Source organism: Neobacillus sp. PVCKKU3 (assembly GCF_058323225.1).
In genome coordinates this window covers 58,723-85,716 of the sequence record NZ_JBLVQN010000020.1, presented here as the reverse complement: position 1 = coordinate 85,716, position 26,994 = coordinate 58,723, and the positions used below count along the sequence as shown (strand labels likewise).

24 protein-coding genes and 1 pseudogene are annotated in these 26,994 nt (G+C 42.3%); 1 reads left to right on the top strand and 24 read right to left on the bottom strand.

Translation table 11 applies throughout. The features are described 5' to 3' along the window. Positions 1-90 precede the first annotated feature (90 nt). The 5 genes and pseudogenes from ACNQGS_RS15115 to ACNQGS_RS15095 all read right to left on the bottom strand — a co-directional run bounded on the left by ACNQGS_RS15115 (position 91) and on the right by ACNQGS_RS15095 (position 5,041). Positions 91-1,011, bottom strand: coding sequence for an AEC family transporter (locus tag ACNQGS_RS15115; protein WP_491488045.1), 921 nt, complete (start codon positions 1,009-1,011; stop codon positions 91-93). A 42-nt stretch (positions 1,012-1,053) separates the two neighbouring features. After that, positions 1,054-1,362, bottom strand: a complete 309-nt coding sequence (locus tag ACNQGS_RS15110) for a hypothetical protein (RefSeq protein WP_491488044.1) — start codon at positions 1,360-1,362, stop codon at positions 1,054-1,056. A gap of 585 nt (positions 1,363-1,947) precedes the next feature. Further along, positions 1,948-2,820 (bottom strand): LysR family transcriptional regulator, encoded by an 873-nt coding sequence (locus tag ACNQGS_RS15105; protein WP_491488043.1) that lies wholly within the window; start codon positions 2,818-2,820, stop codon positions 1,948-1,950. 138 nt (positions 2,821-2,958) lie between these two features. Beyond that, positions 2,959-3,804, bottom strand: a pseudogene (locus tag ACNQGS_RS15100) (aldo/keto reductase). Positions 3,805-3,817: 13 nt separating this feature from the next. Beyond that, complete coding sequence (locus ACNQGS_RS15095) at positions 3,818-5,041, bottom strand: MFS transporter (RefSeq protein ID WP_491488042.1); 1,224 nt, start codon at positions 5,039-5,041, stop codon at positions 3,818-3,820. Positions 5,042-5,238: 197 nt separating this feature from the next. Between ACNQGS_RS15095 and ACNQGS_RS15090 the strand changes: the two genes are divergently transcribed. Then, positions 5,239-5,610, top strand: coding sequence for a winged helix-turn-helix transcriptional regulator (locus ACNQGS_RS15090; protein WP_491488041.1), 372 nt, complete (start codon positions 5,239-5,241; stop codon positions 5,608-5,610). Positions 5,611-5,771: 161 nt separating this feature from the next. On the opposite strand, the gene ACNQGS_RS15085 is transcribed toward ACNQGS_RS15090, so the two are convergent. The 19 genes from ACNQGS_RS15085 to ACNQGS_RS14995 all read right to left on the bottom strand — a co-directional run bounded on the left by ACNQGS_RS15085 (position 5,772) and on the right by ACNQGS_RS14995 (position 26,974). Beyond that, the gene (locus ACNQGS_RS15085; RefSeq protein WP_491488040.1) at positions 5,772-6,104 is read right to left on the bottom strand and encodes a nuclear transport factor 2 family protein; all 333 of its coding nucleotides are present in this window, start codon (positions 6,102-6,104) and stop codon (positions 5,772-5,774) included. A 184-nt stretch (positions 6,105-6,288) separates the two neighbouring features. Continuing rightward, positions 6,289-7,707, bottom strand: coding sequence for an NAD-dependent succinate-semialdehyde dehydrogenase (locus tag ACNQGS_RS15080; protein ID WP_491488039.1), 1,419 nt, complete (start codon positions 7,705-7,707; stop codon positions 6,289-6,291). 59 nt (positions 7,708-7,766) lie between these two features. Continuing rightward, on the bottom strand, positions 7,767-9,158 hold the full coding sequence (locus ACNQGS_RS15075; protein ID WP_491488038.1) for a hypothetical protein: 1,392 nt from the start codon (positions 9,156-9,158) through the stop codon (positions 7,767-7,769). 18 nt (positions 9,159-9,176) lie between these two features. Then, the gene (locus tag ACNQGS_RS15070) at positions 9,177-10,328 is read right to left on the bottom strand and encodes an iron-containing alcohol dehydrogenase (RefSeq protein ID WP_491488037.1); all 1,152 of its coding nucleotides are present in this window, start codon (positions 10,326-10,328) and stop codon (positions 9,177-9,179) included. A 169-nt stretch (positions 10,329-10,497) separates the two neighbouring features. Next, positions 10,498-12,105 carry a sigma-54 interaction domain-containing protein gene (locus tag ACNQGS_RS15065; protein ID WP_491488036.1) on the bottom strand — a complete coding sequence of 536 codons (1,608 nt, stop codon included), beginning with the start codon at positions 12,103-12,105 and terminating at the stop codon, positions 10,498-10,500. Between the two features lie 158 nt (positions 12,106-12,263). Beyond that, positions 12,264-12,476 (bottom strand): hypothetical protein, encoded by a 213-nt coding sequence (locus tag ACNQGS_RS15060; RefSeq protein ID WP_491488035.1) that lies wholly within the window; start codon positions 12,474-12,476, stop codon positions 12,264-12,266. 142 nt (positions 12,477-12,618) lie between these two features. After that, the gene (locus ACNQGS_RS15055) at positions 12,619-13,131 is read right to left on the bottom strand and encodes a DUF3189 family protein (RefSeq protein ID WP_491488034.1); all 513 of its coding nucleotides are present in this window, start codon (positions 13,129-13,131) and stop codon (positions 12,619-12,621) included. 76 nt (positions 13,132-13,207) lie between these two features. Then, entirely contained in the window at positions 13,208-14,191 is a 984-nt protein-coding gene (locus tag ACNQGS_RS15050) for a quinone oxidoreductase family protein (RefSeq protein ID WP_491488033.1), read from the bottom strand. 114 nt (positions 14,192-14,305) lie between these two features. After that, the gene (locus ACNQGS_RS15045) at positions 14,306-15,523 is read right to left on the bottom strand and encodes a CaiB/BaiF CoA transferase family protein (protein WP_491488032.1); all 1,218 of its coding nucleotides are present in this window, start codon (positions 15,521-15,523) and stop codon (positions 14,306-14,308) included. 59 nt (positions 15,524-15,582) lie between these two features. Beyond that, the gene (locus ACNQGS_RS15040) at positions 15,583-16,752 is read right to left on the bottom strand and encodes an acyl-CoA dehydrogenase family protein (RefSeq protein ID WP_491488031.1); all 1,170 of its coding nucleotides are present in this window, start codon (positions 16,750-16,752) and stop codon (positions 15,583-15,585) included. A gap of 230 nt (positions 16,753-16,982) precedes the next feature. Next, positions 16,983-17,783, bottom strand: coding sequence for an enoyl-CoA hydratase/isomerase family protein (locus ACNQGS_RS15035; protein ID WP_491488030.1), 801 nt, complete (start codon positions 17,781-17,783; stop codon positions 16,983-16,985). Between the two features lie 14 nt (positions 17,784-17,797). Then, positions 17,798-18,739: a hydroxymethylglutaryl-CoA lyase gene (locus ACNQGS_RS15030; RefSeq protein WP_491488029.1), complete on the bottom strand. Its 942-nt coding sequence runs from the start codon at positions 18,737-18,739 to the stop codon at positions 17,798-17,800. Between the two features lie 134 nt (positions 18,740-18,873). Then, complete coding sequence (locus tag ACNQGS_RS15025; RefSeq protein WP_491488028.1) at positions 18,874-19,452, bottom strand: Fe-S-containing hydro-lyase; 579 nt, start codon at positions 19,450-19,452, stop codon at positions 18,874-18,876. A 12-nt stretch (positions 19,453-19,464) separates the two neighbouring features. Then, positions 19,465-20,316, bottom strand: coding sequence for a fumarate hydratase (locus tag ACNQGS_RS15020; protein ID WP_491488027.1), 852 nt, complete (start codon positions 20,314-20,316; stop codon positions 19,465-19,467). Between the two features lie 22 nt (positions 20,317-20,338). Beyond that, positions 20,339-21,868 carry an FAD-binding protein gene (locus ACNQGS_RS15015; protein WP_491488026.1) on the bottom strand — a complete coding sequence of 510 codons (1,530 nt, stop codon included), beginning with the start codon at positions 21,866-21,868 and terminating at the stop codon, positions 20,339-20,341. A gap of 40 nt (positions 21,869-21,908) precedes the next feature. After that, the gene (locus tag ACNQGS_RS15010) at positions 21,909-23,264 is read right to left on the bottom strand and encodes an MmgE/PrpD family protein (protein WP_491488025.1); all 1,356 of its coding nucleotides are present in this window, start codon (positions 23,262-23,264) and stop codon (positions 21,909-21,911) included. 61 nt (positions 23,265-23,325) lie between these two features. Beyond that, positions 23,326-23,991, bottom strand: a complete 666-nt coding sequence (locus tag ACNQGS_RS15005; protein WP_491488024.1) for a GntR family transcriptional regulator — start codon at positions 23,989-23,991, stop codon at positions 23,326-23,328. Between the two features lie 91 nt (positions 23,992-24,082). After that, the gene (locus tag ACNQGS_RS15000; RefSeq protein WP_491488023.1) at positions 24,083-25,549 is read right to left on the bottom strand and encodes an SLC13 family permease; all 1,467 of its coding nucleotides are present in this window, start codon (positions 25,547-25,549) and stop codon (positions 24,083-24,085) included. A 72-nt stretch (positions 25,550-25,621) separates the two neighbouring features. Next, positions 25,622-26,974 carry an MmgE/PrpD family protein gene (locus ACNQGS_RS14995; RefSeq protein WP_491488022.1) on the bottom strand — a complete coding sequence of 451 codons (1,353 nt, stop codon included), beginning with the start codon at positions 26,972-26,974 and terminating at the stop codon, positions 25,622-25,624. Positions 26,975-26,994: the final 20 nt, after the last annotated feature.

Sequence of the window (26,994 nt, the reverse complement as noted above, 5' to 3'; positions counted from 1 at the left end):
TTTGGGACCTTTAAATCATAGTGACAGCTTATTCGGGTAATTCTTTAAACTCCATCAACATCAATTGTCCCTTGAACTTGTGCCCGAACTTTATAACAAATGAGCAGAAAATATAACAGTCGTTACTGTTATCATACTGAATATGGTAGACAACAAAACGGTTTGTGCTGCATATTCAGGATGGTTTCCATATTCCAATGCAAACAACGAACTATTTCTTGAAGTTGGAAAAGAGCTCGCAATAAACAATGACTGTGCTGTAATACCGTCCAGCTTCAATGTTAAAATGATGATTAATGCCATACACGGCGAAAAAATGAGACGTCCGATTAGGCTTAGAACTAGAGGCAGCGAGAAGCTTCCTATTTTCAGGAAAGCACTTTGTGCACCAAGTGTAACAAGGGCAATTGCAATAAATGCGTTTGAAGTATTTTTAATAGGCGTCCAGATGAATTCTGGAATTCTTATGGATACTGCATTGAGAAAGACTCCAAACAAAAAACCGTATAAAACAGGATTTTTCAAAAATGCTTTTACCGCTTGGAATTTTGCCTTATCAACAGAAACAGAATTAAATAATCCATAAGTATAAGTTAAGAGGTTTTGAAAAATCATGACCACAACTTGGATCGATAAACCAAGTGGATTATGCTGAAAAACAACCTGGCTGACTGGTAATCCATAATTACCCGAATTAACTAGTACAACACTGTTTTTAAAGGTCGATGAAAGACTACTCTCAAATTTCGCCATTTTAGATATACCCGTACTGAAAATCATTAAACAAAGACTTTGTAAGACTAGGAAACTAAGAATTTGCAGGAGTGTATCCCCTCTAATTTTACTCTGATAGACATTGGTAAAACTCACAGCAGGCATGAGGAAATAAGTATTTAATTTCGATAAGGTATGCATATCGAATTTAAATTTTCTATGAAGAAATGCTCCAGCTCCAATAAGGGCAAATATGGGTAAAATAACATACAAAGTGATGTGAAATAAAATGCTCATAAATAATCCTCTCCATTTAAAGAATGGTATGTATGTTAACTATTAAGATTCAAATATTTGTATAAAAATGGAATAACCCTTGTTATATTCAATTGTTAATGCTAAATCATACGGTCCACAGCTTTCATCGTAAAGCTGCTTGATGCCGCTCATTGGCAAGCTAAAATATTTTCCGGTTTTGGGTTCGCTCACTGTTATTCTCCCGGTTTGAATATGAACTTTTGCGTTTTTAATGTAGCTCATAAAACTAAATTCAACTGTATCCTCGGTATCATTCGTAAGAACTGCATCGAAATCTTTCCCTTCGTGTGCAGTAAAAAATGTTATAAATTCCCTTGCATTTCCCTCCAATTACTCTCACCCCTTATCCATTTCATTTTAAAAACAAAATCCAAATAGTTGAAATACAAATAAATTATCGACCATCATTCAAAAAAGGAATGACAACATTTTCTGATTGGCACCAACGAAAAAAGCCAGGCGCACAGCCTGACTCAGGTAAATTTTCCAATGACCTCGTTTGAAGAATTTCCATTTATTTGGATATACTTTCCGATTCGGCGTGGTTACTTTCCATATTAGAACTAATACTTTCCACTTTGATCATTTTACTTCTACTTTTTCACGAAATATTTTCCAAAATCATCATTTTACTTTCCTACCACATATTTCACGCAGAATTCCACGCAAAAAAGCCGGGCGTCCAGCCTGGTTCAGGTAATTTTCAATGACCTTTTTTTAATAATTTCCATTTAATTGGATATACCTTCCGATTCCGGAAGGTTACTTTCCAAATTCAACCTAATACTTTCCACTTTGATCATTTTACTTCCACTTTTTCACAAAATACTTTCCAAAATCATCATTTTACTTTCCTACCACATATTTCATTCGGAATTTCACGTTAAAAAAAGCGTGAGCATATGCCCACGCTTTTTAAATAGAAGATTTAAAATCCAATTTCTTCACAAATTCTACAAACTCTTTAATTACTTTAGTCTCAAGTGATTTTTCATGATACAACATCCATGTTTTTCTTACAATCGGATTCCCTTTTTTATCTTTTAGAATGATCCGGTTAAGGTGTTGATGCTCCCGAATAAGAACACTAGGAAGGATCCCGTATCCCAATCCGTTCAAAACCATTTCTTTGCATGTATCGGCTTTATCCACTTCCATGCCTATAAAAGGCGGCCTTGAAAATTCCCCACTCCACCAATTATCAATCATCGTCTTTAATAAAGCATCTGTTTCATATTCAATTCTCGGTAATGAAGGCAAGTCATGAAGTTCAATTTTTTCTAATGAGGTCACACAGAGATTTTCTTCAAAGAGTAGGTTCTTTGAATCTGGCCACTGATAGTCCCCGCGGACCATACTAATGTGTACATCCCCATTGTATACAAGATTAAATACATCCCTGCTCCATCCCGTTGTCACTTTATAGTTTACTTTTGGGAACTGTTCACGAAAACGCTTTAAAAGTTGTGGCAGCTTGTGCCTAGTTATGTAATTAGAAACCCCCAATCGTAAGGTTCCGCTAACCTCTTCTCCCATATCCATTACTGTATCTTTAATCTCTTGGAGACGACCCAGCATTTCATCCGCACATTGAGCTAAATATTCTCCTTGGGGTGTAAAGTGAACACCTTTCGTTCCCCGTTTGACAATTTCTACTTGGTATTCTTTTTCTATTTGTTGAATTTTCTTTGTTAATGATGGTTGGGATATATATAAACTCTCAGCCGTTTTCGTGATATTCTTCTTCTCGTAAAGCGCCTTTAAGATTACCCAGTCCTGTTCATCCATTATCTCGATTACCTCATATTTCCATGATCATTAAATCACTATTAATATTACCATATTAAAAATAAGGAAAATAAGATATTTTATTATTTCTATACTAAACAAGGACCCATCTTAATGATGAGTCCAAATTCGTCATATTTAAAAGTCAAAATTGTCTGGGTCTGGACCAACACGGTGATTCTGGTTCAAGCCATCAATTCGTTTCATGTCTTCTTCTGTTAACTCAAAATCGAATACTGACGCGTTTTCAACAATACGATGTTCTTTTGTGGATTTTGGAATAGTCACAACACCGTTTTGTAAATCCCAGCGTAAAATTACTTGAGCAACCTATTTGTTATACTTGTCCGCGATTTCTTGCAGCACTTGGTTATCTAGTAACTGGCCTTGCATGAGCGGAGACCAAGCCTCCAGTTGAATGCCATGTTCCATGCAAAACGCTTGAAGCTCTTTTTGAGTCAAACGCGGATGGAACTCTACTTGGTTCACCATTGGAATTATTTCCGCATCTTTTATTAAATTCTCTAGATGATGAATTTGAAAATTACTTACTCCAATTGCCTTTACTCTGCCCTCTTTATAAAGAGTCTCTAAAGCTTTCCAAGACTCTTTATATTTACCTTCTACAGGCCAATGAATGAGGAATAAATCCAGGTATTCTAAACCGAGTTTATTTAAGCTTTTTTCGTAGGCAGCAATTGTCGAGTCGTACCCTAAATCAGCATTCCAAACCTTCGAGGTTACAAATAATTCTTCTCTGGAAATGCCTGCCTCCTTCATTCCTTCGCTTATACCTTGTCCGACTCCTTCTTCATTTCCGTAAATGGCTGCTGTATCAATGCTGCGATACCCATGTTTAATCGCTGTTTTTACTGCCTCAACCAGTTCCGGACCTTCTTCCACTTTAAACACTCCGATGCCAAACCAAGGCATTTGTACGCCGTTATTTAATGTTGTTGTAGCTTTTAAATTTTTTGCTGTCATAAAAAATTACCTCCTAATTGTATTGAAAAGTTTGTTTTTGATTCGTGTCAGCTGTTTTTTCATCTTTTCGCTCGAGCGCTCTGCTCCAGCCTGTTAAAATCACGGCTCCTGCCACCATCAAAGCCCCTATCCAAGGCGTATGAATGAGCCCGATTGAATCCGTTATTACCCCACCTAAATAGGAACCAATTGCGATACCTGCGTTAAATGCGGCTATGTTAATGGCGGAAGCCACATCCACAGCACTCGGTACAAAACGTTCAGCCAACATTACAACATAGACCTGCAGGCCAGGCACATTCATAAAAGCTAATAGCCCCATCAGGATGATGGTAATTAAGCCTGCTGCCTTGTATGGAGCGGTGAATGTTAAGACAAATAGAACGATGGCTTGTACGATAAACATATAAAATAATGCAGAAATCGGCTTTTGGTTTGCTGCCTTCCCGCCAATCACATTTCCGATCGCAATCGCAACGCCATATACAAGTAAAATTACAGCAACTGTTCCTTCTTTAAAGCCTGTAATCTCTTGAAGCAGTGGAGATAAATACGTAAAGACAACGAACGTCCCACCGTATCCCAAGGCCGTAATCGCAAATAAAAGTACTAAACGGCCATTTGACAATAGCTTGAGTTGATCACCAAATGTTGTGCGAACACCTTTACGCAACTGAGATGGAATAAGGATGCTTGTAGCAATAAAAGCAATGATTCCAACGGCAACAATGGCCATAAAGGAAGTTCTCCAGCCGAATTCTTGCCCCATGAATGTACCAAATGGAACTCCTGTAATAGTTGCGACCGTGAGCCCTGTAAACATAATGGCAATCGCGCTTGCCCTGCGGTTTTCCGGTACCAAATCAGCGGCAATAGTAGATCCAATCGACATGAACACCCCATGTGAAAATGCGGAAAGAACACGGGCACCTAGTAAAACACCGATACTATCAGCACTGGCTGCAATGCTGTTGCCAATAATAAAAACAATCATGATCCAAAGTAACAACGACTTCCGTGACATACTAGATGTAAGAGACGTGAGGATCGGCGCACCAAAGGTTACCCCTAATGCATACAGTGAAACCGTTAATCCAGCTGTCGTGACTGAAATTTGTAAATCTTTCGCTATAAGCGGCAATAAACCTACACTGATAAATTCTGTTGTTCCAATTGCAAATGCGCTCACTGCCAATGCCAAGAGCGCCAATGTACTCTTTTTCTTATCAAAGGACATAAAATAGTTCCCCTCCTGAGCAAAGTATTGTAGTATGATTCAATCTGCTAGCAGATAAATATTAAATATGTTGAAGTTTGACCGGCACATGTTATTATGAAACATATCAATCTAATAGAAAAGTACGTACTTTAAAGTGCGATAGGCACCAAATAGTACGATAGGTACTTTTTAGTGCCTATGGATCTGGAGGTATCATGAATAATAAGAAATATAATATTGCCGTTGAAGCCACATTGGAAGTCATAGGAGGAAAATGGAAGTGTGTCATCCTTTGCCATCTTACACACGGCAAAAAACGCACAAGCGATTTGAAACGGCTGATGCCAAACATTACACAAAAAATGTTGACCCAACAATTACGTGAACTGGAAGAGGACGGAGTCATTAACCGAATCGTCCATAATCAAGTGCCACCGAAAGTAGAATATGAACTCAGTGAATATGGACTAAGTTTGAAAGGGATCCTTGATTCCTTATGTACTTGGGGAGAAAATCATATTACAAAGGTTTATGGTGACAAATTCTCTGTTTTGGAGGAAAGTGTACTTAATGATCACCTAAAATAGTAGCATTTTTCTGAAAGGAACGAAGGCTTATTATTCAAGCTTGCATTTTGCATTGTAAGCCTTCGTTACAGCCGTCAACCCAAAATAGTAGACCAAAACTTTAAGAAAATTTTTAGCAAATGTTTTCAGATCGCAAATCTATTTAGAATCACTTATCCATGTTACTCGCGAATGAACCAAACTTTAGAGATTAAATTATTTTCTATTTCATAAATAGCCATTAAACTGACGGTTTCTCCAGTCATTCCGTTCGTTGCGAATTCCCAATCGATTACCTTATTGCCAACAATTGACCTATTTCTGATTTCAGCAAACATTTTCTTTTTAAATGTTTCCGAATACCTTTCAATTAATGCCTGCTTACCGCTTAAGGTTATCGAATTGTCGGGAAAAGTATGTACCGTAATATCATCTGCATATGTACTGGCAAATCCTTCGATATCTCCTTTGTTATAAAATTCAATTTGCTTCTGAACAACCTGTTCTATTGACATTCATTACACTCCTACATATAGAATTGTTACACACGACCCCATCTAAGTTGTTTGACTTAGGTTAAAACATTAAGGGCTCTAGTAAATAATCTATCCCATCTCCCTGTTAACTACCAGCTTAAATAAAAATGGCCTGCCCGCTGGTACATGTATCAGCGAGCAGACCTATTTTAATGTCTAAACTTTATAATCCAAGCGAAATATACTTCACTTCCAAGAATTCTTCAATTCCGTAATGGCCGCCTTCACGTCCGAGTCCGCTTTGCTTGAAGCCGCCGAATGGCACTTGCGGAGTGGATGGCAGGCCGTCATTCAAACCGATGATTCCGTATTCCAATGCTTCTGTAATACGAATTGCACGTGAAATATTTTCGGTAAATACATAGGCTGCCAAGCCATAGATGGAGTCGTTGGCACGTGCAATCGCTTCTTCTTCGGTTTTAAAGGTAGTAACGGGTGCAAGCGGGCCAAAGGTTTCCTCCGTCATGCAGATCATATCATCATTGACGTTGGTAATAACTGTCGGTGCAAAGAACAGATCCTTAACTAACTCTCCGCCTGTTTCCACCTTGGCGCCTTTTTCAAGGGCATCACTGATATGACGGTTCACTTTCTTGATAGCCGCCTCATCAATCAATGGTCCAATATCAACACCTTCTTCAAGCCCGTTACCAACACGGAGCTCCTGGACTTTTTCAACAAGCTTGCCGGTAAAAGCTTCCGCAATGCTTTCATGGACATAAATCCTATTTGAGCAGACACAAGTCTGGCCTGCGTTTCTGAACTTAGAAGCAAGAACTCCTTCGACAGCTTTATCAAGGTCCGCATCCTCCATGACAATAACTGGTGCATGTCCGCCGAGTTCAAGTGAAACCTTTTTGACGGTGTCGGCTGCCCCCCGCATTAACAGCTTGCCAACCTCCGTCGAACCTGTGAATGTTAACTTGGTGACACGGTTGTCTTCCAGCCAGGCCTGGCCAATTTCTTGGGCTTTACCTGTTACAATATTGAGCACCCCTTTAGGAAGCCCGGCTTTTTCCGCTAATTCAGCAAGCTTGAAAGCAGTAAGCGGAGTCTGTTCTGCGGGTTTAACAACAGCCGTACAACCAGCCGCCAAAGCAGGCGCCACCTTTCTTGTGATCATCGCTGCCGGGAAATTCCATGGTGTAATTGCGGCAATCACGCCGACAGGCTGCTTGTGTACAAATAATCGCTTGTTTCTTCCAGTGGCAGGGATGGTTTCACCGTAAATTCTTTTCCCTTCCTCTGCATACCACGATAAAAAGCCATTTGCATAGGCGATTTCGCCCACTGCTTCCTTGAAAGGCTTGCCCTGCTCCATCGTCATCGTTCTGGCAAGGTCTTCTTTATTTTCATCGATCAGCTTATGCCACTTCCAAATGATTTCAGCCCGTTCGTAGGCAGAAAAGGCTGACCATTCCTTAAATGCCGCATAAGCAGCATCTGCTGCCTGTTTTGCTTCCGGATACCCTCCGTTTGGCACGGTGGCAATGACTTCTGAAGTAGCAGGGTTTGTTACTTCAAATGTATCAAGCTCGCTCCCTGTCCATTCTCCATTTATAAATAGTGAGTATTTTTCCACTTGTACTCCTCCTTATGACATGAAAAAAGGGGAAGCCCCCTTTTCTCTCTTAAAAAACGTTATGAAACTTGCTTCAGGTCCTCCTTGGATTGAAGATCCTTTGAGAATGTCTCGTCATTTTCACCCATAAAGAATTCCTTGCCGTATAATAATAGGCACAATAGGATACCTGCTGCAAACGCCAAAGTCGCACCTTTAATGACCAATATTGCCGCCACCACTCCAGCGATTCCCAAATCACGCTGACTTTTTGCCTGCATAACGCCAATGCGGACACTTACATAACCTTGAACCAACAGAGTAAGAGCCAATGCAACTCCTAGAATCGGCTGCAGTAGACTAACAATAGGCAATAAAAATAACCCTGTATTTGTCCCCCAGCGGAAAGAACCGGCTCCTCCAAAGATAGAATTCATCGCTTTTTTACCTTCTTTAAAACGTTCCACTACGACAACCTGCATGGCAGCCCACATTGGTCCGCACATGGTGATATCAGGACCAATCATACTCATTACCATGTTTCTGCCGCCAAATATTAAGTGGGCACGATTAGCATTGTAGTCTACTTTTTCATCTTTTCGGACTTCATCTGAATCAGAAAGGATCGCTTTCGCTTTCAATACATCTCCAAAAACCACTAAATACGTAGCAAGCACAGCAGGAATCGCTTTTATGAAAAAGGCGAATGCAGGAAAACCTAGTCCAAAGACTGTATATTTTGCCCATAGGGTAGCAAAGTCAGGTTGACTAAATCCCCATTGAATATCCGGCCATTTCGCTTCTCCAACAAGAGGAGCTACTAAAACCGATAATAAAACAGCAGGTAAAATTCCTAAATTCCCAATTAACACCATCACTTTGTTCTTTTGTTTTATCGATTCAAAATGCTTAGAAAACATTAAATAGAAGACAAACCCTATACATATAGTGATGGTGTAAGGGAACAATTCAAATTTTCCACCCACTTCAAAAATGGATACAATTGCTCCGATTCCCGCTCCCAAAATTATGCCCGACTTGATAGCATTAGGCACAATCCTTACTACCTTGTTCGCTAAACCCGTGACGCCCAAGAATATTGATAGTATTCCTAGAGTAAGCTGAAATGCTATTAGTGCATAGACTCGATCCGGCCCTTCCGGAAACTCTTTTACAAACAACACGATTAAGGGGACAGCAGGTGTAATCCAGCCGGGAATCACCGGATCACCAAGTAAATGGTGCATCAAATATAGAAGTCCGTTCAACACTACAACTGCTAGCGCCACTTCAAAAGGCATCCCTAAATGGTCGGCCAAAAGAGTAATTGCTCCGAGGTCAACCGCACACATTAGCAAGCCTTGTACATAATCAGGCCATTCCAATTTATAATGGATAAACGGCAGTCTTATCTTGAATGGACCCGCAGGAATAAATGGCGATTCCTGGCCATCTTTACGATTTTTCCACATGTCATTTCTCCTCCTGTTCTAATAGGCAGACTGATAGATTTTTTCAATATCGTCGGTTGATAAGACTCTTGGATTGTTTTTCAATAGTCTAGTAATCTGTGAAGCATCCTCAGCCATAGAACGGAGGTCTTCTTCAGGAATATCAAAACTGCGCAAGCCTGTTGGAATATTAACCATCGCACTTAATGTTCTCATGGTTTCCACCGCAAGGTCTGCAGCCTCGATATCGGAGAGCCCCGCTGTATTTTGTCCAAGGGCTTCGGCAATATCACGGAAACGCTCGGCACAGGCGATTTTATTCCACTCCATTACATATGGAAGCAACAACGCGTTACTGACACCATGGGCAATATGGTAACGCCCGCCAAGTGGGTAGGCAAGTGCATGTACAGCACCAACCCCAGCATTTCCGAACGCCATGCCAGCCATTAAGCTTGCAGTCGCCATATTCTCCCTGGCCTCAATATGGTTTGGATTCGCATAAGCCTTCGGCAGGTTTTTTGCAATCATCTTCATGGCGCCAATCGCAAGCGCATCTGTAATCGGAGAAGCATTGACTGAAATATACGCTTCAATCGCATGGACAAGGGCATCGATGCCGCTTGCAGCAGTTACCGATTTCGGCATCGTCAGAGTCATTTCCGGTGAAACAATCGCTACATCCGGTAACAGATAATCACTGACAATCCCTTTTTTCAATTGCGCTTCTGTATCCGACAGGATGGCGATGTTGGTTACCTCAGAACCAGTTCCTGCTGTTGTCGGAATCGCAATAATCGGAGCCCCTTTATGTGGGACAAGGTCTGTTCCGAACAGCTGTTCAATCGGGCCGTCAAATCCCGCAAAGCCGGAGACCGCTTTTGCAATATCAATGGCACTTCCTCCGCCCAATGCAATCAGGCCATCATGGCCTCCGGCTGTGAAGGCCTCTTTACATTCTTGCACAAGGGCCACTTCCGGCTCAGGCTTAACTCCTGTGTACACTCCATGGGGAAGCCCTTTCAAAAGCGTGATGATCTTATCAACCACACCGATTTTTTCTAAAATTTCATCCGTGACAATCAATGGATTCCTCATGTTTAACCGTGTCGCTTCTTCTAGCAGTTTCTCAGTTGCACCGTTACCGGTAATAAGTTTATTAGCAATTTTAAAAGTTGAAATAAGATTCATCGTACAATCTTCCCCTTTCGTTCTTCGCTAATAATATTGCAAGAAGCGTGCCAAAATTTAAAATTCAGCAAAAAGACTGACAGGTAAACGGTTTCGGAATTTATGATTTGTCACAGATACGTCACAATTGATTAAAAACCTAATCAAATAAAAACGTATGATTAGGTTTTTAATCGGATAAATTCCACTTTTTCATTTTTTGAACAATGGTTGCCTGGCTGACTTCTAATGCTTCAGCGGCCTTCCTCGTTGTCTTGTGTGTTTTTAATGCCCTTATAATTAAATCTCTTTCTAACTGTTCGACTGCAGTTTTTAATGGCATATCATGATTTGGATTTCCAAATGAATGCTTTTCCCTTACCCTGAACTCCTCAGGTAAATCACGCAAGCCTATTTCTTCATTTAAAGTTGTAACGACGATTCTTTCCATTACATTTATCAGCTGCCGGATATTTCCGGGCCAGTGATAGTCGCAAAGCCGATCAATGGACTCTATTGAAAGGACCTTTGCCGATTTATATTTGGAGTTGAAGACGCCCAAATAATGTTCTATCAACGGAATTAATTCTTTTTTACGGTCCCGGAGTGGAGGAATGGTGATGGGAACGACACTCAACCGGTAATATAAATCCTCCCGGAAACTTCCTTCCTCCACCATTTTCTTCAGGTTTTTGTGGGTTGCTGCGATAATGCGGACATCCACTTCCTTCGTTTTAGTTGAACCGACAGGAATAAATTTTTGTTCATCCATTACCTTTAGCAGCTTTACTTGGAGCTCAAGGGGCAAGTCCCCAATTTCATCGAGGAAAAGTGTTCCCTGGTCCGCAATTTCTAATAAACCCTTTTTCCCCTTCGCAGCTGCCCCAGTAAAGGCACCCGCTTCATAGCCGAACAGCTCTGCTTCAATCAAATTCGGCGGAAACGCACCGCAGTTTAATTCAATAAAACTGTGGTTGAAACGATGGCTATTTTTATGGATATAGTTGGCGACAAGCGTTTTACCGACACCTGTTTCCCCAAGAAGCAATACTTTCACATCTGTTTTGGCGACATGCATTGCTAGATTATATACTTTCGCTGTTTCTTCGGTTATGACAATCGATTCGAGGTTATGGCCGTTCTGGTTCATAGCCTCGGTGGACTTCCGCAGTTCCCTAATCTCCTGGAGTTCTTCAATTTCAAGCTTTAATTGAATCAGCTCGGTAATATCGCGGACGTTGTTAATAACATATACGACTTCTTTATTCCCACCGAAAATGGGTGTTCCTGAAACAATAACCTTCCTTTTGTTTTGAAGTGTCTGCATCATGGTAATTGGACGTTTTTCTTTAATGACTTGGGTCGACACAGATTTCGATATGTAGCCCGCGTTCACAATTTCATCCATATGTAAACCGATTATTTGGCTAGCTTTGATTCCGGTAATCCGTTCATATGACTTGTTAATTTTAATCGTAATCCCGTTTCCGTCGGCAATAAAAATGCCATCATAAGAGGAATCGATGATTTCGGTGAAAACCTTGCTTGATATCAATTTGTCGTATTCCGATTCCTTGCCTTTCCAGAGTTCAGGTTTAATGAGGCGGTCGGGAAGTGTGCCCATCAGGTTTTCAATAGATTCATGCACTTTCCCTTTTTGGATCGCTTCATTTAAATCGTTTAATGTAAAGACTCCGGCGGTCTCTCCGGAATCGGATATTACCTCAAGTATTTCATCCCCAGTAGAAGTAAAGAGAAACATAGCCTGCTGAACAGAATCAGTCGCTTTTAGTTTCATTTTCTCACCAGCTTTTCTAATATCTTTTATATCTTATTTTACTATAATCCTTTTTTGTGTTCAGTCACAGGTTTTACCAGTGTATCAGTTGATCTATGTATCACATTTTTCAATATAAAAAAGCCAGGATTTCCTCCTGGCTATAAAAAAGGCGGCCCTTAAAAAATGCCTGTTATTAATCTGAAAAGCGCAATGATCAGAGCTATTCGAATAATCAATCTTACTCTACGGCCTCTTATTAGTGACTCTAATACAAGAGAGTCACTGCCTACAGATAAAAGGGTGCCTCGATATGTGCCTTCAGTTGTAATAACTTCTACTTCTTGACCTACTAGACGATGAGCCTGGTTTATAAAATTTTCACTACTCATACTTGTCCACCACCTTTCATGCTACTAGTAAATGCAGTTTTATGAAAAAGGTATGGACAAATTTATTAATAGATAAAAATTTTTATTACTAGAAATCCTGCTTGCTGTTATTTAGTATTGCTATTTCTCCCAAAGGATTATATTACTTATACATTTCATTGTCTAAAATAATCACATTTTCATTAAATGGGGTTTTCCCTACTTGTTTCGTATTTTCCACTAACCGATAAATATTATCACAGCATTGCTTGGCACCTCTCACTAGTAACGGTACGCCAATAAAGTCTATCTTTAAGCCTCTCGAAAAAAATCCCCCAAAAGACATAGAAAGCGGAACGGTTGGTGAGGTATTGGAAAAAACGATTTTTTCATCAAACTGAAATTTCTCTTGAAGTAGTAAAATCATCTCCTTCATCGCTGGTACAACGTATTTGTTCCTTTTCCTCCCAATCGTATAAACTTTGTTCCCATCCTCATCCGTACCATGAAAAATAAGCTTTCCAAAATCCTTTTTTGTCAGTTTGTTAAAATACTTCACATTTAATATTTCTTCGGTCGTTAGTTTTCTTTCCGATTGAGGTAATTGGTTTAAATGATAGGCGGCAGCCAACGAGGTTGTATGTGTACCGCCATAGTCGTTATAAATATAGATCATGGGGGATTCTCCCTAACATATATTTTATCTATATTTAATATGGCTATTTGTTCCATTTTTTAACCAAAGTTCTATTTTAAAAATTGGGATCAACATTCAATAATATTTTCCCTTTATTTAGCCTATTCTCCATTAAGTTTTGGGCTTCTGCAGCCTCTTCCAGACTGTATTCATGCCCCACCTTAATTTTCAGCTGGTTATTCACGATAAGCGGAAACACCTCTTCAGCCGTTTCTTTTAATAAATACGGCCTTAACTTTCTTGTGGTCCCTAGACTAAACCCTAATACATTTCTGCAGCTAGCATGTAAATCAACTGTTTTAATGGTTCCTACATGTCCGCTGGAATTACCGAAGTGGACCAGTCTGCCATATGGTGCTAAACAATTGAAGCTATTTTCCGTGACGGTGCCGGAAAGGGAGTCGAGGACAATATCCACACCCTGCCCATTGGTAATCTCATTTACGGTGGGTGCGAAATCTTCCTCCTCATAGCAAATAACGTAGTCCGCTCCACTTTCTTCAGCCACCTTCATTTTATCCCTGCTGCCGACAGTCCCAATGACCGTCTTTGCTCCCAATATCTTGGCAACTTGAATGGCGGTGGTCCCTACCCCGCCAGCCGCAGAATGAACTAATACTGTTTCTCCCTTTTCCATGGCGGCAATATTTTTCAATAAACGGTACGACAAAAAAGACACAATCGGACAAGCGGCTGCTGTCCTGAAATCCAATTCAGCGGGAATGGGAAAGACTAATTTGTCCGATGCCACCACATATTCTGCATACGAACCATTTTTCGGGAAGGCGATGACTCTTTGTCCTTCTACGAGCCCCAATACCTTGCTTCCTATTTTTTCAATAAATCCCGTGGCATCTAATCCTGGGATAAACGGTAGTGTTGCTCCTTTTTGCCCGTATCTTGATTTAATATCGGCAAAATTCACACTCGTTTTCACAACTCTTATTAGTACTTCGTTTTCAGCTATAACTGGCATTTCAACATCTTTGTATTTTAGGTTTTCTGTACCGCCAAACCCGGTCACGACAATTGCTTTCATTAAGGTAACCCCTCTCTGTCCCCTTTTACATTTACTGTATTTCCTGCCAATTAGTGTTGTCAACAAGAAAACGAACGCCCACTGCCTACAATTTGGCAGTGGGTTCCTTATAAATTATTTATGCGATTCTAGCTTTTTAGCCTCTATTTGGATGATCCCGTCATTTACAAGCTGTTCTATTTGTTCTTTGTTGTAACCAAGCTTGTTTAATATCTCCTCTGTATTCCCGCCCAGTTTAGGTGGAGCCTTTTGAATGGACACAGGTGAACTGCTAAGCTCAAAAGGAAGTCTTGGCAGTTTGAAGTCTTTAATTGTTGAGTGTTCAACATCAGTCCACATCTGGATCGCTTCTGTCTGCTGATCCTGGACTACTTCTGATATTTTCTTTACCTTTGAGCTTGGGACTCCTGCATCTACTAATAGCTGTACCCACTCATCCGCCGTTTTAGCTTGGAGAATGTTTTCAATCGCCACTCTTAAATTTTCCCGATGCTCCACTCGCTCAGGGTTATTTTTGTAACGCGGGTCCTCAACCCATTCTTCCTTTCCGAGCACCTTGCATAAACGTTTGAATAAAGAATTATTGGAGATTCCGATAATCACAGGAGCATCACTTGCGTGGAAGGCTCCATACGGTGCAAAGGCTGTGTGTCCGGCACCGTTTTTCTTAGGCTCATTTCCCGTCGCAAGCCATGACAGCATATGATAGCCGACCCAGAATACCCCAGTTTCATAAAGGGAAGTAGTGACTAATTGGCCTTCCCCTGTCTTTTGTTTATGAAAAAGTGCCGAAATGACACCAATGGCTCCCCACATTGCACTCCCTTGATCGAGGACCGAAACTGGAACACGTGCAATTTCCGCTCCTTCTGCACCGTTAATACCAATAATCCCGGAATCTGCTTGGGCAATCGCATCATAACCGGGCCGGTCACAAAGTGGACCATCTTGGCCGTAGGCTGATAAGGAACAATACACCAACGAAGGATTCAATTCTTTTAGTCTCTCATAACCAAGGCCCATTTTTTCCGCTTTTTGAAAGCGGAAGTTTTCAACAAAAACGTCTGCCGTTTTGACAAGGTCATAGACAATCTCTCGGCCGCTTTCCTTTTTTAAATCAATGACGACCGATTGTTTGTTACGGTTGATGTGAAGGAAATAAACGCCTTCCCCTTCCCAAAATGGTCCCATTCCTCTCGAATCGTCACCAATATCAGGCCGTTCAATTTTAATAATTTCTGCACCTAAATCAGCAAGAATCATCGTTAAACTTGGCCCTGAAACATTTGTTGTTATATCCACTACTCGAATGCCGCTTAATGGTCCTGGCATCTTGGCTCCCCCTTTTCAAAGAGAGGACCCTTTTTTAAAAAGGTCCTCCTGATGTTGTTTTAAAATGAACGTGGTAATCCAAGGACATGCTGTCCAACATAGCTTACAACCAGGTTGTTGGTAATCGGTGCTACAATAAATAGACGGGCTTCCCTAAATTTCCGTTCGATATGATATTCTTTTGCAAAACCATATCCTCCAAATGTGTCCATTGCGGCATTCGCTGCGCGCCATGTAGCTTCGGATGCAAGATATTTTGACATGTTCGCCTCAGCCCCGCAATCCATTCCAGCATCAAACATTTCAGCAGCCTTATCTCTCATCAATTTAGCAGCTTGGATATCCATATAGCCTTTAGAAATCGGGAATTGAACCCCTTGATTTTTCCCAATTGGACGGCCAAATACTTCGCGCTCATTGGCATATTGAACCGCTTTATCAACAAAGTACATGCCATCACCAATGGATTCAGATGCAATGAGAATTCTCTCTGCATTCATTCCGCCTAACACATAGCGGAAGCCTTTTCCTTCTTCCCCAATTAGATTTTCAACCGGTATTTCCGCTCCTTCAAAAAATACTTCTGTCGTCGCATGATTAATCATTGTGTCAATCGGGCGGATGTCGATTTTATCAGCTTGTTCCTTCATGTCTAAAATAAACAGGCTCAACCCGTCAGTCTTTTTTGCTACTTGGTCTTTTGGTGTCGTTCTAGCCAATAACAACATTAAGTCGGAATGCGCCGCTCTTGATGTCCAGATTTTTTGACCATGAACCACGTATTTGTCTCCGACTCTTTCAGCAAAGGTTTGGATGCTGGTTGTATCGCTTCCAGCGGTAGGTTCAGTGATGCCGAATGCTTGCAGGCGAAGTTCGCCGCTCGCGATTTTAGGAAGATATCTTCGTTTCTGGTCCTCATTCCCATGGCGGAGAAGAGCGCCCATGGTATACATTTGGGCGTGGCAGGCACCTGAGTTGCCTCCTGAGCGATTGATCTCTTCTAAAATGATGCAAGCTTCCGTCATACCTAGTCCAGCACCGCCGTATTCTTCAGGAATTAATACAGATAACCATCCCTCTTCAGTTAGCGCTTGGACAAAGGCGGTAGGATAGGCATCTTTTTCATCAGTTTCCCGCCAGTAATCTTCTGGAAAGCGCTCACATAAAGCTCGAACGCTTTTCCGAATCATTTCGTGTTCTGTGTTTTCTACTAGTTTTGTATTTGACATTTTTATATACCTCCAAGTTATTTTCATTTTTCTAACAAAAACTGCCCGCCGACAGTTATATCGATTTTTCCGAGAGTATTTCTGGCTTATCTGAGAGTATCGGGTCCAATCGAGAGTAAGGTATGCTTATCCGAGAGTATTTCCGCCTTATACGAGAGTAACGCACCCTCATCCGAGAGTATTTCCGCCTTATCCGAGAGTAACCCCAACCCAGAGCCTAGGGCCACCCGTTAACGCCCTTTCCACTCCGGAGCCCGCTTTTCATTAAAGGCATAAATGCCTTCTAGCCGGTCCTCAGAGTTCGCACATCTATAGTAAGCTTCTAATTCTAAGACAATACCCGTGGCCAAATCTGTTTCAGTCCCTTTATTAACCGCTTTCTTCAAGGCTTTTAGAGAAAGCGGTGCGTTCATAGCAATGGTTTCAGCTAATTTAATAGTTTCCGCCAATAGGGATTCACTTTCAAAGACATGATTAATTAGTCCCCACTGCTTACCTTCTTCTGCTGTAATCCGTTTTCCGGTATACAAGATTTCCTTCGCTAACCCAATTGGTAGAATGCGAGGAAGCAATTGAGAACCGCCGATGCCAGGAATTAATCCTAGTTTCGCCTCCGGCAGCCCGAGTCCAACACCCTCTGCTGCGGTTCGAATGTCACAGCTAAGAGATATTTCAAGGCCGCCTCCTAGTGCATAACCATTAATGGCAACAATCACCGGATACGGGAATTCGCGGATACACTCGGTTACTTTTTCAAAATAGTCATGCTGTTTCTTCCAGTCCTTCTGGGACATGCCATTCCGCTCTTTTAGGTCGGCCCCCACACAAAAGCTCTTAGTACCTGAACCAGTAAGCACCAAAACGCGGACCGATTCATCGTATTTAAGTTCCTCAAAAGCTTCGATTAATTCCAACGCCATTTTTGTATTCATTGCGTTCATGGATTCCGGACGGTTCAGGGTTAAAACGGCGATTCCTTGATGGCTCTCGGCCCGTTCTAATTTGATAGTTTCATAGGTTTTGACTAGCATATATGCTCATCCCCTTAACATAAAGAACTTGTTGTTTTATTTGGTACAGGGTACAAACGTGAGCTTTTCCCTGCTTTTGCGACTTGTCCTGGCAAGTCATGTTCCAGTAATTCCCCGAGACGATGAGAAGCTTCGATTAAACCATCAAGATCAATAGAAGTGCGGACGCCCATTTCTTCTAACATATGAACCACATCCTCGGTGCAAACATTACCTGTTGCACCAGGAGCAAATGGACAGCCGCCAATCCCGCCTAAGGATGCGTCGAAAACTGTGATTCCTGCCTCTAAACCGGCAAGGATATTAGAAAGACCCATCCCCCTTGTATTATGGAAGTGGCATCCAAATTCAACATTCTTCCATTCATTCACGACTTCCTTCGTCAATTGATAGACCTGCTTCGGATTGGCCATTCCTGTTGTATCTGCTAGTGTAATTCTTTTGATGTTATGTAAGAGAAGTTGTTCAATCAGATCCATGATGCGGTGTCGCGGAACTGGACCTTCAAAAGGACAGCCAAATGAGGTAGCAACTGTAACGTTAAGGTTAATCTCGTTATCTGATGCAAATTGCGATAAATACTTGAAGTTTTCCAATGACTGTTCGGTGGTCTGCCGAACATTTTGTTCGTTATGGGTATTACTTGCTGAAAAAACATAATTGACAGACTTTACGCCTGTTTGTTTAGCTAGCTCGAGCCCCTTCAAATTAGGTACAAGAGCGATCAGGCTGAGCTCAGGGTATGACTTTAGATGCTCATAAAATGCAGCCGTATTGGCCATTTGCGGGACGAGTTTTGGATGGACGAATGAACCAAATTCAATTTCGGATACATTCGCCTTCTGCAATAATGAAAAAATCTCCACTTTCTCATCCACCGTTAATACTTTTGACTCTAACTGAAGCCCATCCCGTAAGCCTACTTCGTAAATCGTGACTTGATCAGGCAATTTCATCGTATGGTTCCTCCATTAAGGAAAATGATGTTTTTCTATATAAATAGGATACTGTATCCAAAATACAATTTCAATAGTTTTTCGAATATTCATAAACTTATTTCTCTTTTCTCAAAAAAACAAGGCTGCCGATCTTAACAGTCAGCGCCTTGTACATGATTTTGCTCAAAAAATTGCTGTTTTCCTATTTTGTACCAGTCATTTCCCTCACGATCAATGATGACCACGGCAGGAAAGTTTTTGATGGTTAATTTATAAATCGCTTCTGGGCCCAGGTCTTCGTAAGCGACCACATCTACAGATTGAATGGTTCTGGCAATCAATGCTCCCGAACCGCCGATGGCAGCAAAATAAACGGCTTTATTTTTCTTCATCGATTCAATCACTTCTTCACTGCGGTAGCCTTTTCCAATCATTCCTTTTAAACCGAGATCCAATAAGACGGGAGTATATTTGTCCATCCGGCCGCTGGTGGTCGGACCGGCTGAACCTATCACAGCTCCTGGCTTGGCAGGAGTCGGACCGACATAATAAATCGTTTGTCCGGCAACATCAAAAGGTAATTCTTCCCCTTTTTGCAGTGCCTCGTGCATTCTTTTATGGGCAGCATCCCTGGCTGTATAAATGGTTCCGCTTAATAATACTCGATCGCCCGCTTTTAATTTTAATAACTCTTGTTCCGATATTGGATTGGTGATGTGAATAGCTGACACTGATGCTCCCCCCTAAATTCTGACCTCTTTATGCCTGCTAGCATGGCAGTTTAAATTTACAGCAACGGGCAGGGCGGCAATATGGCATGGTTCAATCTCTATTTTTACATCAAGAGCCGTTGTATTCCCGCCCATCCCCTGCGGCCCAATGCCAAGCTCATTAATTTTTACCATCAATTCCTTTTCAAGCTCTGCGATTTCCGGTCGTTCACTGCGATGACCAATTGGCCTAAATAACGACTTCTTCGCTAAATAGGCACAGCGCTCGAAATTCCCGCCGATTCCGACTCCGACAACTAACGGCGGGCAGGCATTCGGTCCTGCTTGGGCGACGATGCCTAAAATATAGTCCTTGATTCCGTCTAAGCCGTCTGCAGGCTTCAGCATCTTTAAGGCACTCATATTTTCACTTCCGCCGCCCTTGGCCGACATATGGATGACCAGATCCTCACCCGGTACCAATTCAATATGAATAATCGATGGGGTATTATAGCCCTTACTCTTCTCCCTAGTGATTGGATGGTCAACAATTGAGTGTCTTAAATAACCCTCTTCGTAGCCTTTCTTAACCCCTTCATTAATTGCATCGTAGAGACTGCCGCCGCTAATGTGGCAATCCTGGCCGACTTCGACAATAAAAACGGAAACTCCTGTATCCTGACACATCGGCACACGCTCGGACCTAGCGATATCAGCATTCAGCAGCAATTGTTCTAAAATGTCTTTCCCCGTTTCGGAGGTTTCTTTTTTCAAGGCAGCTTGAAAGGCTTGAATCACATCCTGGCCCAGTTCAAAATTGGCCTCTTGGCACATGTTGGCCACCTGATTGACAATCTCTTCATAAAAAATCGTTCGCACAGCCATCTTCCCCTTTATGTTAAAAAAGTTAGGTCATTTCACTCACGGTTTCTTGCCTGAATTCAATGGTTTTCCCTTTAATAAAAAGGTTTCCTTCCCATTGTATCTGTTCCTCTCTTACATTCTGAAGGATATGGGCCCCTCTGCTTTCTTTCCTCATCGCACCGGCAAACGCGGCTGCCCATGCTGCCCGGACTTTATCTTGGAGCTGAAGTGCTGTGACTCCTTTTTCCTTATTTAATTCTGCCGCCAGCCGGTCTAGTTCTTTTTCCGCCTGCTGTAAGGAATTAGTGGTTCTTTCGATTCCAACAAGGTTCCACATGATCTCTTTCAGTCGCTGTGTTACCTCCAACTCTTTTCCATTAGGTAAAGTGTTTTCCCCAAAAGTAGGAATTTCGACCGCTTTTGGAACAGGTACATCTTCTCGAGCCGCCATCGTGCCGGTCCGGTGCCCAAACACAAGTGCTTCTGTCAGGGAACCTCCTCCAAGCCGATTCGCCCCGTGGAGTCCGCCGGTTGTTTCCCCGCAGGCATATAATCCTTGTAAACTCGTTCTGCCCCATTCATCCACTTTAATCCCGCCCATGCAATAATGCTGAACCGGGTACATTTTCCACTCCCCTTGATGTCCTTTTTTAACAAGCCGATATACATATGGACTGTCCTTCGCTAAATCCTCATCAGAAACATTAGATAAGTCAAGGTACACATCGTTTTGCTTGAACATTTCATAGCTTAGAATATCTCGTGTTTCCAGCTCTTTTCTTGGAAAATCCGCCATAAAACGTTCAGAAGCGTTATTTAAAAGGACGGCTCCTTTTCCAAAAATCCTAGTCATGACATCAACGTTCGCAGGATGCTTCAGCCGATACGGATAAAACTGGACAAATTCCATCCCGACAAGCTCGGCACCATGCCTCCACGCCATGCCAATCCCCTCTCCTGATACATCCTTTGGATTATCAGTAGACGCATAAAGCCCTCCGAATCCACCTGTTGCTAGTATCGTAGAAGGCGCATAAAAGGCATGTAATTCCGAAGCCTTTTCAACGACCACACCGATCACCACTTGGTCCACCTTGATTAAATCAATCAAGGCAGTCTGCTCGAACAATTCCACGCCGATCTCCAGCGCATATTGTCTTAATACCTTTGTGGTGTTTTTCCCAAGACCGTTTGCGGCATAAACCCTGCGCGGAAACGAGTGTCCGGGCGTACTGATTTTCCGCTCCCGTTCCAAGGGGATACAGAATTTACTCTCCAGTTCGTTGACCCTGACGGTACACTCCTCAGCTAGAATTCTCGCTAGGTTGGGATTTGATAGATTTCGGCCGCCACGAATAATATCTTCGAAAAAGGTTTCAGGCGAATCCCCTGTTGAAAAAATGGCTGATTGGACGCCATCTGAAATAACGGATGAACCGCCAAATCCCGCTTTCCCTTTGGTGATGATGGCAACACGTGCCCCTGCTTCCCTAGCCGCTATCGCTGCCGAAAGCGCCGCCTGGTCCCCGCCAATCACGATGACATCAACATTCATGGACATCTTTATATTCACTCCCAATTATAAGTTCGATATGAAATAGTGATATCCTCCATTACTGCTGTAAATGGCTGATTTCCTGTTTCCTCAGCCATTCCCTCGTGCTGATTGAATCTAATTTAAAAATCGCTTCGACCTCTTCTTCAGGATGTTCTAACTTTTCAGCAGTCATCATGATAAACTTCTGGATTAGTTCCTCTTTTGTGGCCATTTTTTCAGGGTCGCCCTTTGGATAATCGGTTGCTTGTTCAAAAATCTTCCCGTTTGTAAGAGCAATTTCGACTTTAGCGCCCCATTTTTCCGGATAGGCTTCCTCATAATAGGCATCGACGACTACGTCTACTTTTTCCAAAAGATTTAAAATCTCGGAATCTTGTAAGCTCTCATTCGTAAAATCCCGTAACGAAGCGGAGCCCTTTACTGCGGCCAAAGCAGCGCAAAACTGACTGCTGAATTTACAGGCGTAGATACTGTCAGGGTTTGGTTTGTCGGTAATATTCAGGACGGTTTGATAGGTCTTAATCGTGATTCTATCTATCTGTTGATACGCAATGGAATGTTCATTCATGATGTCGAGGATACAATCGATGGCTGGATGGGTATGGCGACATGATGCATGGATCTTAAAGCTGTTCTCGATGATCTTCCATTCATGTCCGAGATTCTTCGTGATTTTCGATGGGTCTGCCGATTCAGCCATCGCTTCAAAGAACCCTCTTTTTCCCTCTAAAATTTTTGTTGCTCCCGTGAAGTTCTTTTTGGCAAGCAGGGCGGCGAGTGTCCCGTTGTAGGCTGCTTTAGCGGTGTGCAATTGTTTTGTGTTGGCCCCGTCTTCGATAAATTCCCACAGTCCTGCCGCTTGGCTGCCGGCATTTCCGAGGGCATGCATCGTTTGCTCCACATTTAAGTTTACTAGCTTCGCTACCGCAGCGGCGGAGCCAAATGTGCCGCATGTGGCGGTATTATGCCAGAAATAATAGTGTGATGGAGACACAGCCTCGCCAATTCGGTAACAGACTTCATAGCCGACGGCGACTGCTGTAATCAATTCTTTTCCGCTTAGGTCATAGGCTTCTGCTGCGGCAACGGCTGCCGGAATGACCACAGTGCCGGCATGAATAATCGAAGATTTATGGATATCGTCGAGCTCCACAATATGGCTGGAGGCGGCATTGACCAGCACTGCATTGCCTAGTGAGGATTTTCCTCCCGTGACGAGACTTGCTTGTTCATGACCGCCCCATTCTTCGACAAGCTCCTTTACCGCTTGAATTGGCGGCATGTCTTTTCCAGCGATGGCAGAGCCATACCAATCTAGGATACAGATTTTCGTAAACTCCACGACATGTTCAGGTAAATCTTCAAAACTCGTTTGGCACACATATTCAGCTAATCTTTTTGATAATGTCATTTTACATCCCTCACATTCTTATTTTGGATATTGGATACAATTTTATCGAAAAAAGAGAGAACTATTTTTTTCCCTCTTCTTTTAATCTCTTTACTAACATATTGCCGGTGCGCGAAATATGGTTGGAAACGAGATTCGCTGCCGTTTCCTTATCTCTGTTTAACACGGCATTTAAGATACTTCTGTGTTCCACATTCGATGTATCTTTTTGGCCTTTTAAAATATGAGGAGTTTGCTGCGGCAGACCATTCCATAAGGTGCTAATAAAGGAATTGAGCCGCTCCCAGCTGCTCCGCTTCATTAATAGACGATGAAATTCAATATTGTGACGGATAAAATCATCCACATCTTCGCTCGCTTCCATATGCTCTACCAAGGTAATTAATTGCTGGTGGTCTTCATCCGTTAAATGCTCCACACTTTGGTATACAGCCATTTTTTCCAATTCCGTTCGGAGTGCATATATCTCTTCAATATCCCCTACTTCAATCGACTTTACCACTGCCCCTTTATGCGGCTCAAGCTTGATCAGTCCTTCTGCTTCGAGTTTTTGCAGCGCTTCCCGGATTGGCATCCGGCTGACACCCATCGCATCGGCAAGATCCGATTGTTTAAGGCGTTGGCCTGGTTTTAACTCTCCTTTTAAAATGGCTTCGCGAATAATATTACATACTTTTAAATGCAATGTATCCCTGTTTTCTATCATAAGCTGATTTTTTTCAAGCATGTTTAAGTACCTCTCATTAACGCTATTTTAAAATAGGATACAGAATCCAATATAAATTGTCTATAGATTTGCAAATTTATCATAAATTTTCTTAAAGTAGTCCAAGCCAGTTCCACCAAGTAATCGCAATTAGAAGCACTACGACACTCATTAGACCCGTTAGCCACAATCCAGGCATGAGGAACTCCTTTTGCTGAATACGGCCAGAGCTGTAGACAATGATATTTGGTGTAGCTTCCACCACGAGAATATATCCGTGTAAACAAGCTATTGAGGCTGTCAAACAAATCAGCACAGGGTCTGCCCCTGCTTTCGTCGATAATCCGATAAAAATCGGGACAAGGGTGACGACTGCCGTTGAAACATTTGCCACTGCTAAATGAAGGATATGGGTAATCACCAGAATCGTGATGACGGCGACAACCGGTGAATGGAGAAAGTAGAGAATCCAATCGGAACTTAAACTATCTCCAATCAGCTTGGCTGCTCCTGACTTATTGAAAGCGTAGCCTAGAGACAGCGTTACCCCCATTAACAGGACGGTATCAAAATTGATTTTTACTAAATTGCCCCAACTGGTGAAGCCGATTCCCGGTAAGGCCATTAACACCACCCCAATCAGTGCAGGCACACTAGGGTGCAGCCCATGCAGGGGCTCGGTAAACCATAATGCCACGATAATGAATAGGATGGCTAAACACTTTTTCTCCTCAATATTTAACCGCCCTAATTCCTCCAGCTTATTTTCCAATTCTTGTTGTACATGCGGAAAGTGTTTCTCTTCTTCTGTTAAGGGGAAGCTTTTCAATAAAGTAAACCATAGTATTGGGATCATGATGAGCCAGATTGGGAAGGTATAGGTAAACCACTGAATATAGGTGATTTTAATCCCAACAAACTCTTTTAATAATTCAACCGTTAAAATATTCCCAATCGCAGCCGTCATCACCGCAGTACCACTGACTGTCCCGCCAAACGCCACGCCAAGAAGAATCATTTTTCTAAGATTCCCTTTTGCCTTCTCCCCGATAGTATCAAGTGACATTGTTGCAATCGGAAGCATCAGTTGTGCCCGAACCGCAGCCGCTGGGATAAAAAAGGATTGGATTTGTGGAATCAATAGAATGCTCGCCAAGAGCCCCTTAGCCGTACCTCCCCATTTCGATAAGAAAAGATAGGCAATTCTTTTGGTCAGTGTCGTATCATTGACCCCTTTTGCCAGCATCATCCCACCAATGATCAGAAATACAGCGGGTGAAGCAAATCCACTATAGACGACATCCGTTGTGACTACTCCGAATACGAGCATTAAGATTAATAAAGTAACCGCCGTTAAGCCAATCGGAATTGGCTCAAACGTCCAGTAAAACACACCTAGTACCAAACATGACAGCATCATTCTGGCTGATCCTGTATAGTTGGCGGGAAGGATGAAGTAGACTCCCGCCATCAACGCGATTCCAAGCAGCAATAGGATGATTTTTTTTACTTCTAGAGAAGACTTTTGCTTAGGCTTCGCTACAACATTTACTTTCACCCTTGTATTTGGGAAAGCCATAATTCTCTCCTTTTTTCTAAAGAAATACATAATCACCTTAGGAACCTAACCGCAGTTCCCTCGGTGATTTGTTTAGTATTGATTGGCGGTCTCTTTTGGCTGGCAGAGCTGGAAGAACGAAGTCAAATCCTCGACCTCTTCAAAGCGGTCGATAAGGTCAACGAGTTCATTTTTTGCCGCTGAACAGATGACTTTTCCAGTAACATCCAGAAATTTCTCTTTGATTTGTTCATCTGTCATTGGAGTATCCGCGCTTCCAACCGCATGTTCAACAAAAAGAGAGATTTCCCGGCCATCTGTTAACTTAACAGTTAAGTGGACCTGATCTTCTTTTATCTTCTCATCGATAACAAGCGTTATTTTGTCACGAAGATTTTTTACAGAAGGGTCGTTGACATATTCATCTGTGAATTCATAGACGCCTGCCTTCAGATTAAAGAACCCGGCTGCGACACAGTGATAGACACTGAACTTTCCTTCCAGCCCCGTCGTAATGGCCGTTTTGCCAGTCAGTTCTTTCACAAGTGGATGGGCCGTGATAACGATTGACTCCACTTCTTCTGCTTGCAGTTTATGCTCCTTTTGGATTGTTATAATGGCATCAATGGCTGGATGGGTAACGATTCCGCTGGCAAAAGGCTTGTAGCTGTTTTTCTCTACTTCCCATTTTTCGCCCCATTGTTCGGTAATGAGCTCTGCTTTATTCTCTTCAGATAAGACATTCAGGAATCCACGCTCTGCTTCAAGAGGTTTTTTGGAGGCGGTAAAACCTTGAGCGCCCACAAGTGCTGCTAATAACCCATTCATTGCCGCTTTTCCCGGGTGATAAGGCTTTGTCATCGTGCCAAACATTTCGCGTAACCCAGTTGGATCGGTTGCTGCAATTCCCAGAGCATAAATCGTTTTTTCAATATCTAAGCCCATCAGCTTACAAATCGCTGCAGCGGCTCCAATTCCGCCCACACTGCCGGTAATATGCCAGCCGCGCCAGTAATGAGATGGATAGACACTTAAGGCAAGTCTTGCTTCGACCTCGCAGCCAATGATAAACGCTTCAAGAACATCCTTGCCGGTTTTCTTTTGCTGCTCGGCATAAGCGAGGATGGCCGGAAAAACAGGTGCTGATGGATGTAAAACAGTTTCTAGTAAGGTATCGTCAAAATCAAAGATATGCGAAGACATCCCATTTAATAGGCTCGCAAACAGGATATCGACTTTTTCATTTCTTCCCAGTACAGTTGCTTGCGGCTGACTGTCTGTGAGTTTTGATACGTTAAGCACCATATCCATCGATTCATGGTTGGCAGCGCCAATCGCCACTCCAAGCCAGTTTAATAGACTTCTTTTCGCTTCTCTGATCGCATTTTCATTAAAATCCTCGTAAGAAGTATTGGTAATATGTAAGGCTAGTTTTTCGGTTACCATTTGTGGTTCCTCCATCATTT

Bases quoted from the DNA above. Each gene is read 5' to 3' on its own strand.
- ACNQGS_RS15075 (WP_491488038.1), bottom strand. From the start codon at position 9,158: ATGTGGAAAAATCGTAAAGATGGCCAGGAATCGCCATTTATTCCTGCG.
- ACNQGS_RS15060 (WP_491488035.1), bottom strand. From the start codon at position 12,476: ATGAGTAGTGAAAATTTTATAAACCAGGCTCATCGTCTAGTAGGTCAA.
- ACNQGS_RS15050 (WP_491488033.1), bottom strand. From the start codon at position 14,191: ATGAAAGCAATTGTCGTGACCGGGTTTGGCGGTACAGAAAACCTAAAA.
- ACNQGS_RS15070 (WP_491488037.1), bottom strand. From the start codon at position 10,328: ATGAATCTTATTTCAACTTTTAAAATTGCTAATAAACTTATTACCGGT.
- ACNQGS_RS15065 (WP_491488036.1), bottom strand. From the start codon at position 12,105: ATGAAACTAAAAGCGACTGATTCTGTTCAGCAGGCTATGTTTCTCTTT.
- ACNQGS_RS15000 (WP_491488023.1), bottom strand. From the start codon at position 25,549: ATGGCTTTCCCAAATACAAGGGTGAAAGTAAATGTTGTAGCGAAGCCT.
- ACNQGS_RS15020 (WP_491488027.1), bottom strand. From the start codon at position 20,316: ATGGCTGTGCGAACGATTTTTTATGAAGAGATTGTCAATCAGGTGGCC.
- ACNQGS_RS15005 (WP_491488024.1), bottom strand. From the start codon at position 23,991: ATGCTTGAAAAAAATCAGCTTATGATAGAAAACAGGGATACATTGCAT.
- ACNQGS_RS15090 (WP_491488041.1), top strand. From the start codon at position 5,239: ATGAATAATAAGAAATATAATATTGCCGTTGAAGCCACATTGGAAGTC.
- ACNQGS_RS15115 (WP_491488045.1), bottom strand. From the start codon at position 1,011: ATGAGCATTTTATTTCACATCACTTTGTATGTTATTTTACCCATATTT.
- ACNQGS_RS15035 (WP_491488030.1), bottom strand. From the start codon at position 17,783: ATGCTAGTCAAAACCTATGAAACTATCAAATTAGAACGGGCCGAGAGC.
- ACNQGS_RS15010 (WP_491488025.1), bottom strand. From the start codon at position 23,264: ATGACATTATCAAAAAGATTAGCTGAATATGTGTGCCAAACGAGTTTT.
- ACNQGS_RS15085 (WP_491488040.1), bottom strand. From the start codon at position 6,104: ATGTCAATAGAACAGGTTGTTCAGAAGCAAATTGAATTTTATAACAAA.
- ACNQGS_RS15040 (WP_491488031.1), bottom strand. From the start codon at position 16,752: ATGTCAAATACAAAACTAGTAGAAAACACAGAACACGAAATGATTCGG.
- ACNQGS_RS14995 (WP_491488022.1), bottom strand. From the start codon at position 26,974: ATGGTAACCGAAAAACTAGCCTTACATATTACCAATACTTCTTACGAG.
- ACNQGS_RS15030 (WP_491488029.1), bottom strand. From the start codon at position 18,739: ATGAAATTGCCTGATCAAGTCACGATTTACGAAGTAGGCTTACGGGAT.
- ACNQGS_RS15055 (WP_491488034.1), bottom strand. From the start codon at position 13,131: ATGATCTATATTTATAACGACTATGGCGGTACACATACAACCTCGTTG.
- ACNQGS_RS15095 (WP_491488042.1), bottom strand. From the start codon at position 5,041: ATGTCCTTTGATAAGAAAAAGAGTACATTGGCGCTCTTGGCATTGGCA.
- ACNQGS_RS15045 (WP_491488032.1), bottom strand. From the start codon at position 15,523: ATGCCAGGACCATTAAGCGGCATTCGAGTAGTGGATATAACAACAAAT.
- ACNQGS_RS15105 (WP_491488043.1), bottom strand. From the start codon at position 2,820: ATGGATGAACAGGACTGGGTAATCTTAAAGGCGCTTTACGAGAAGAAG.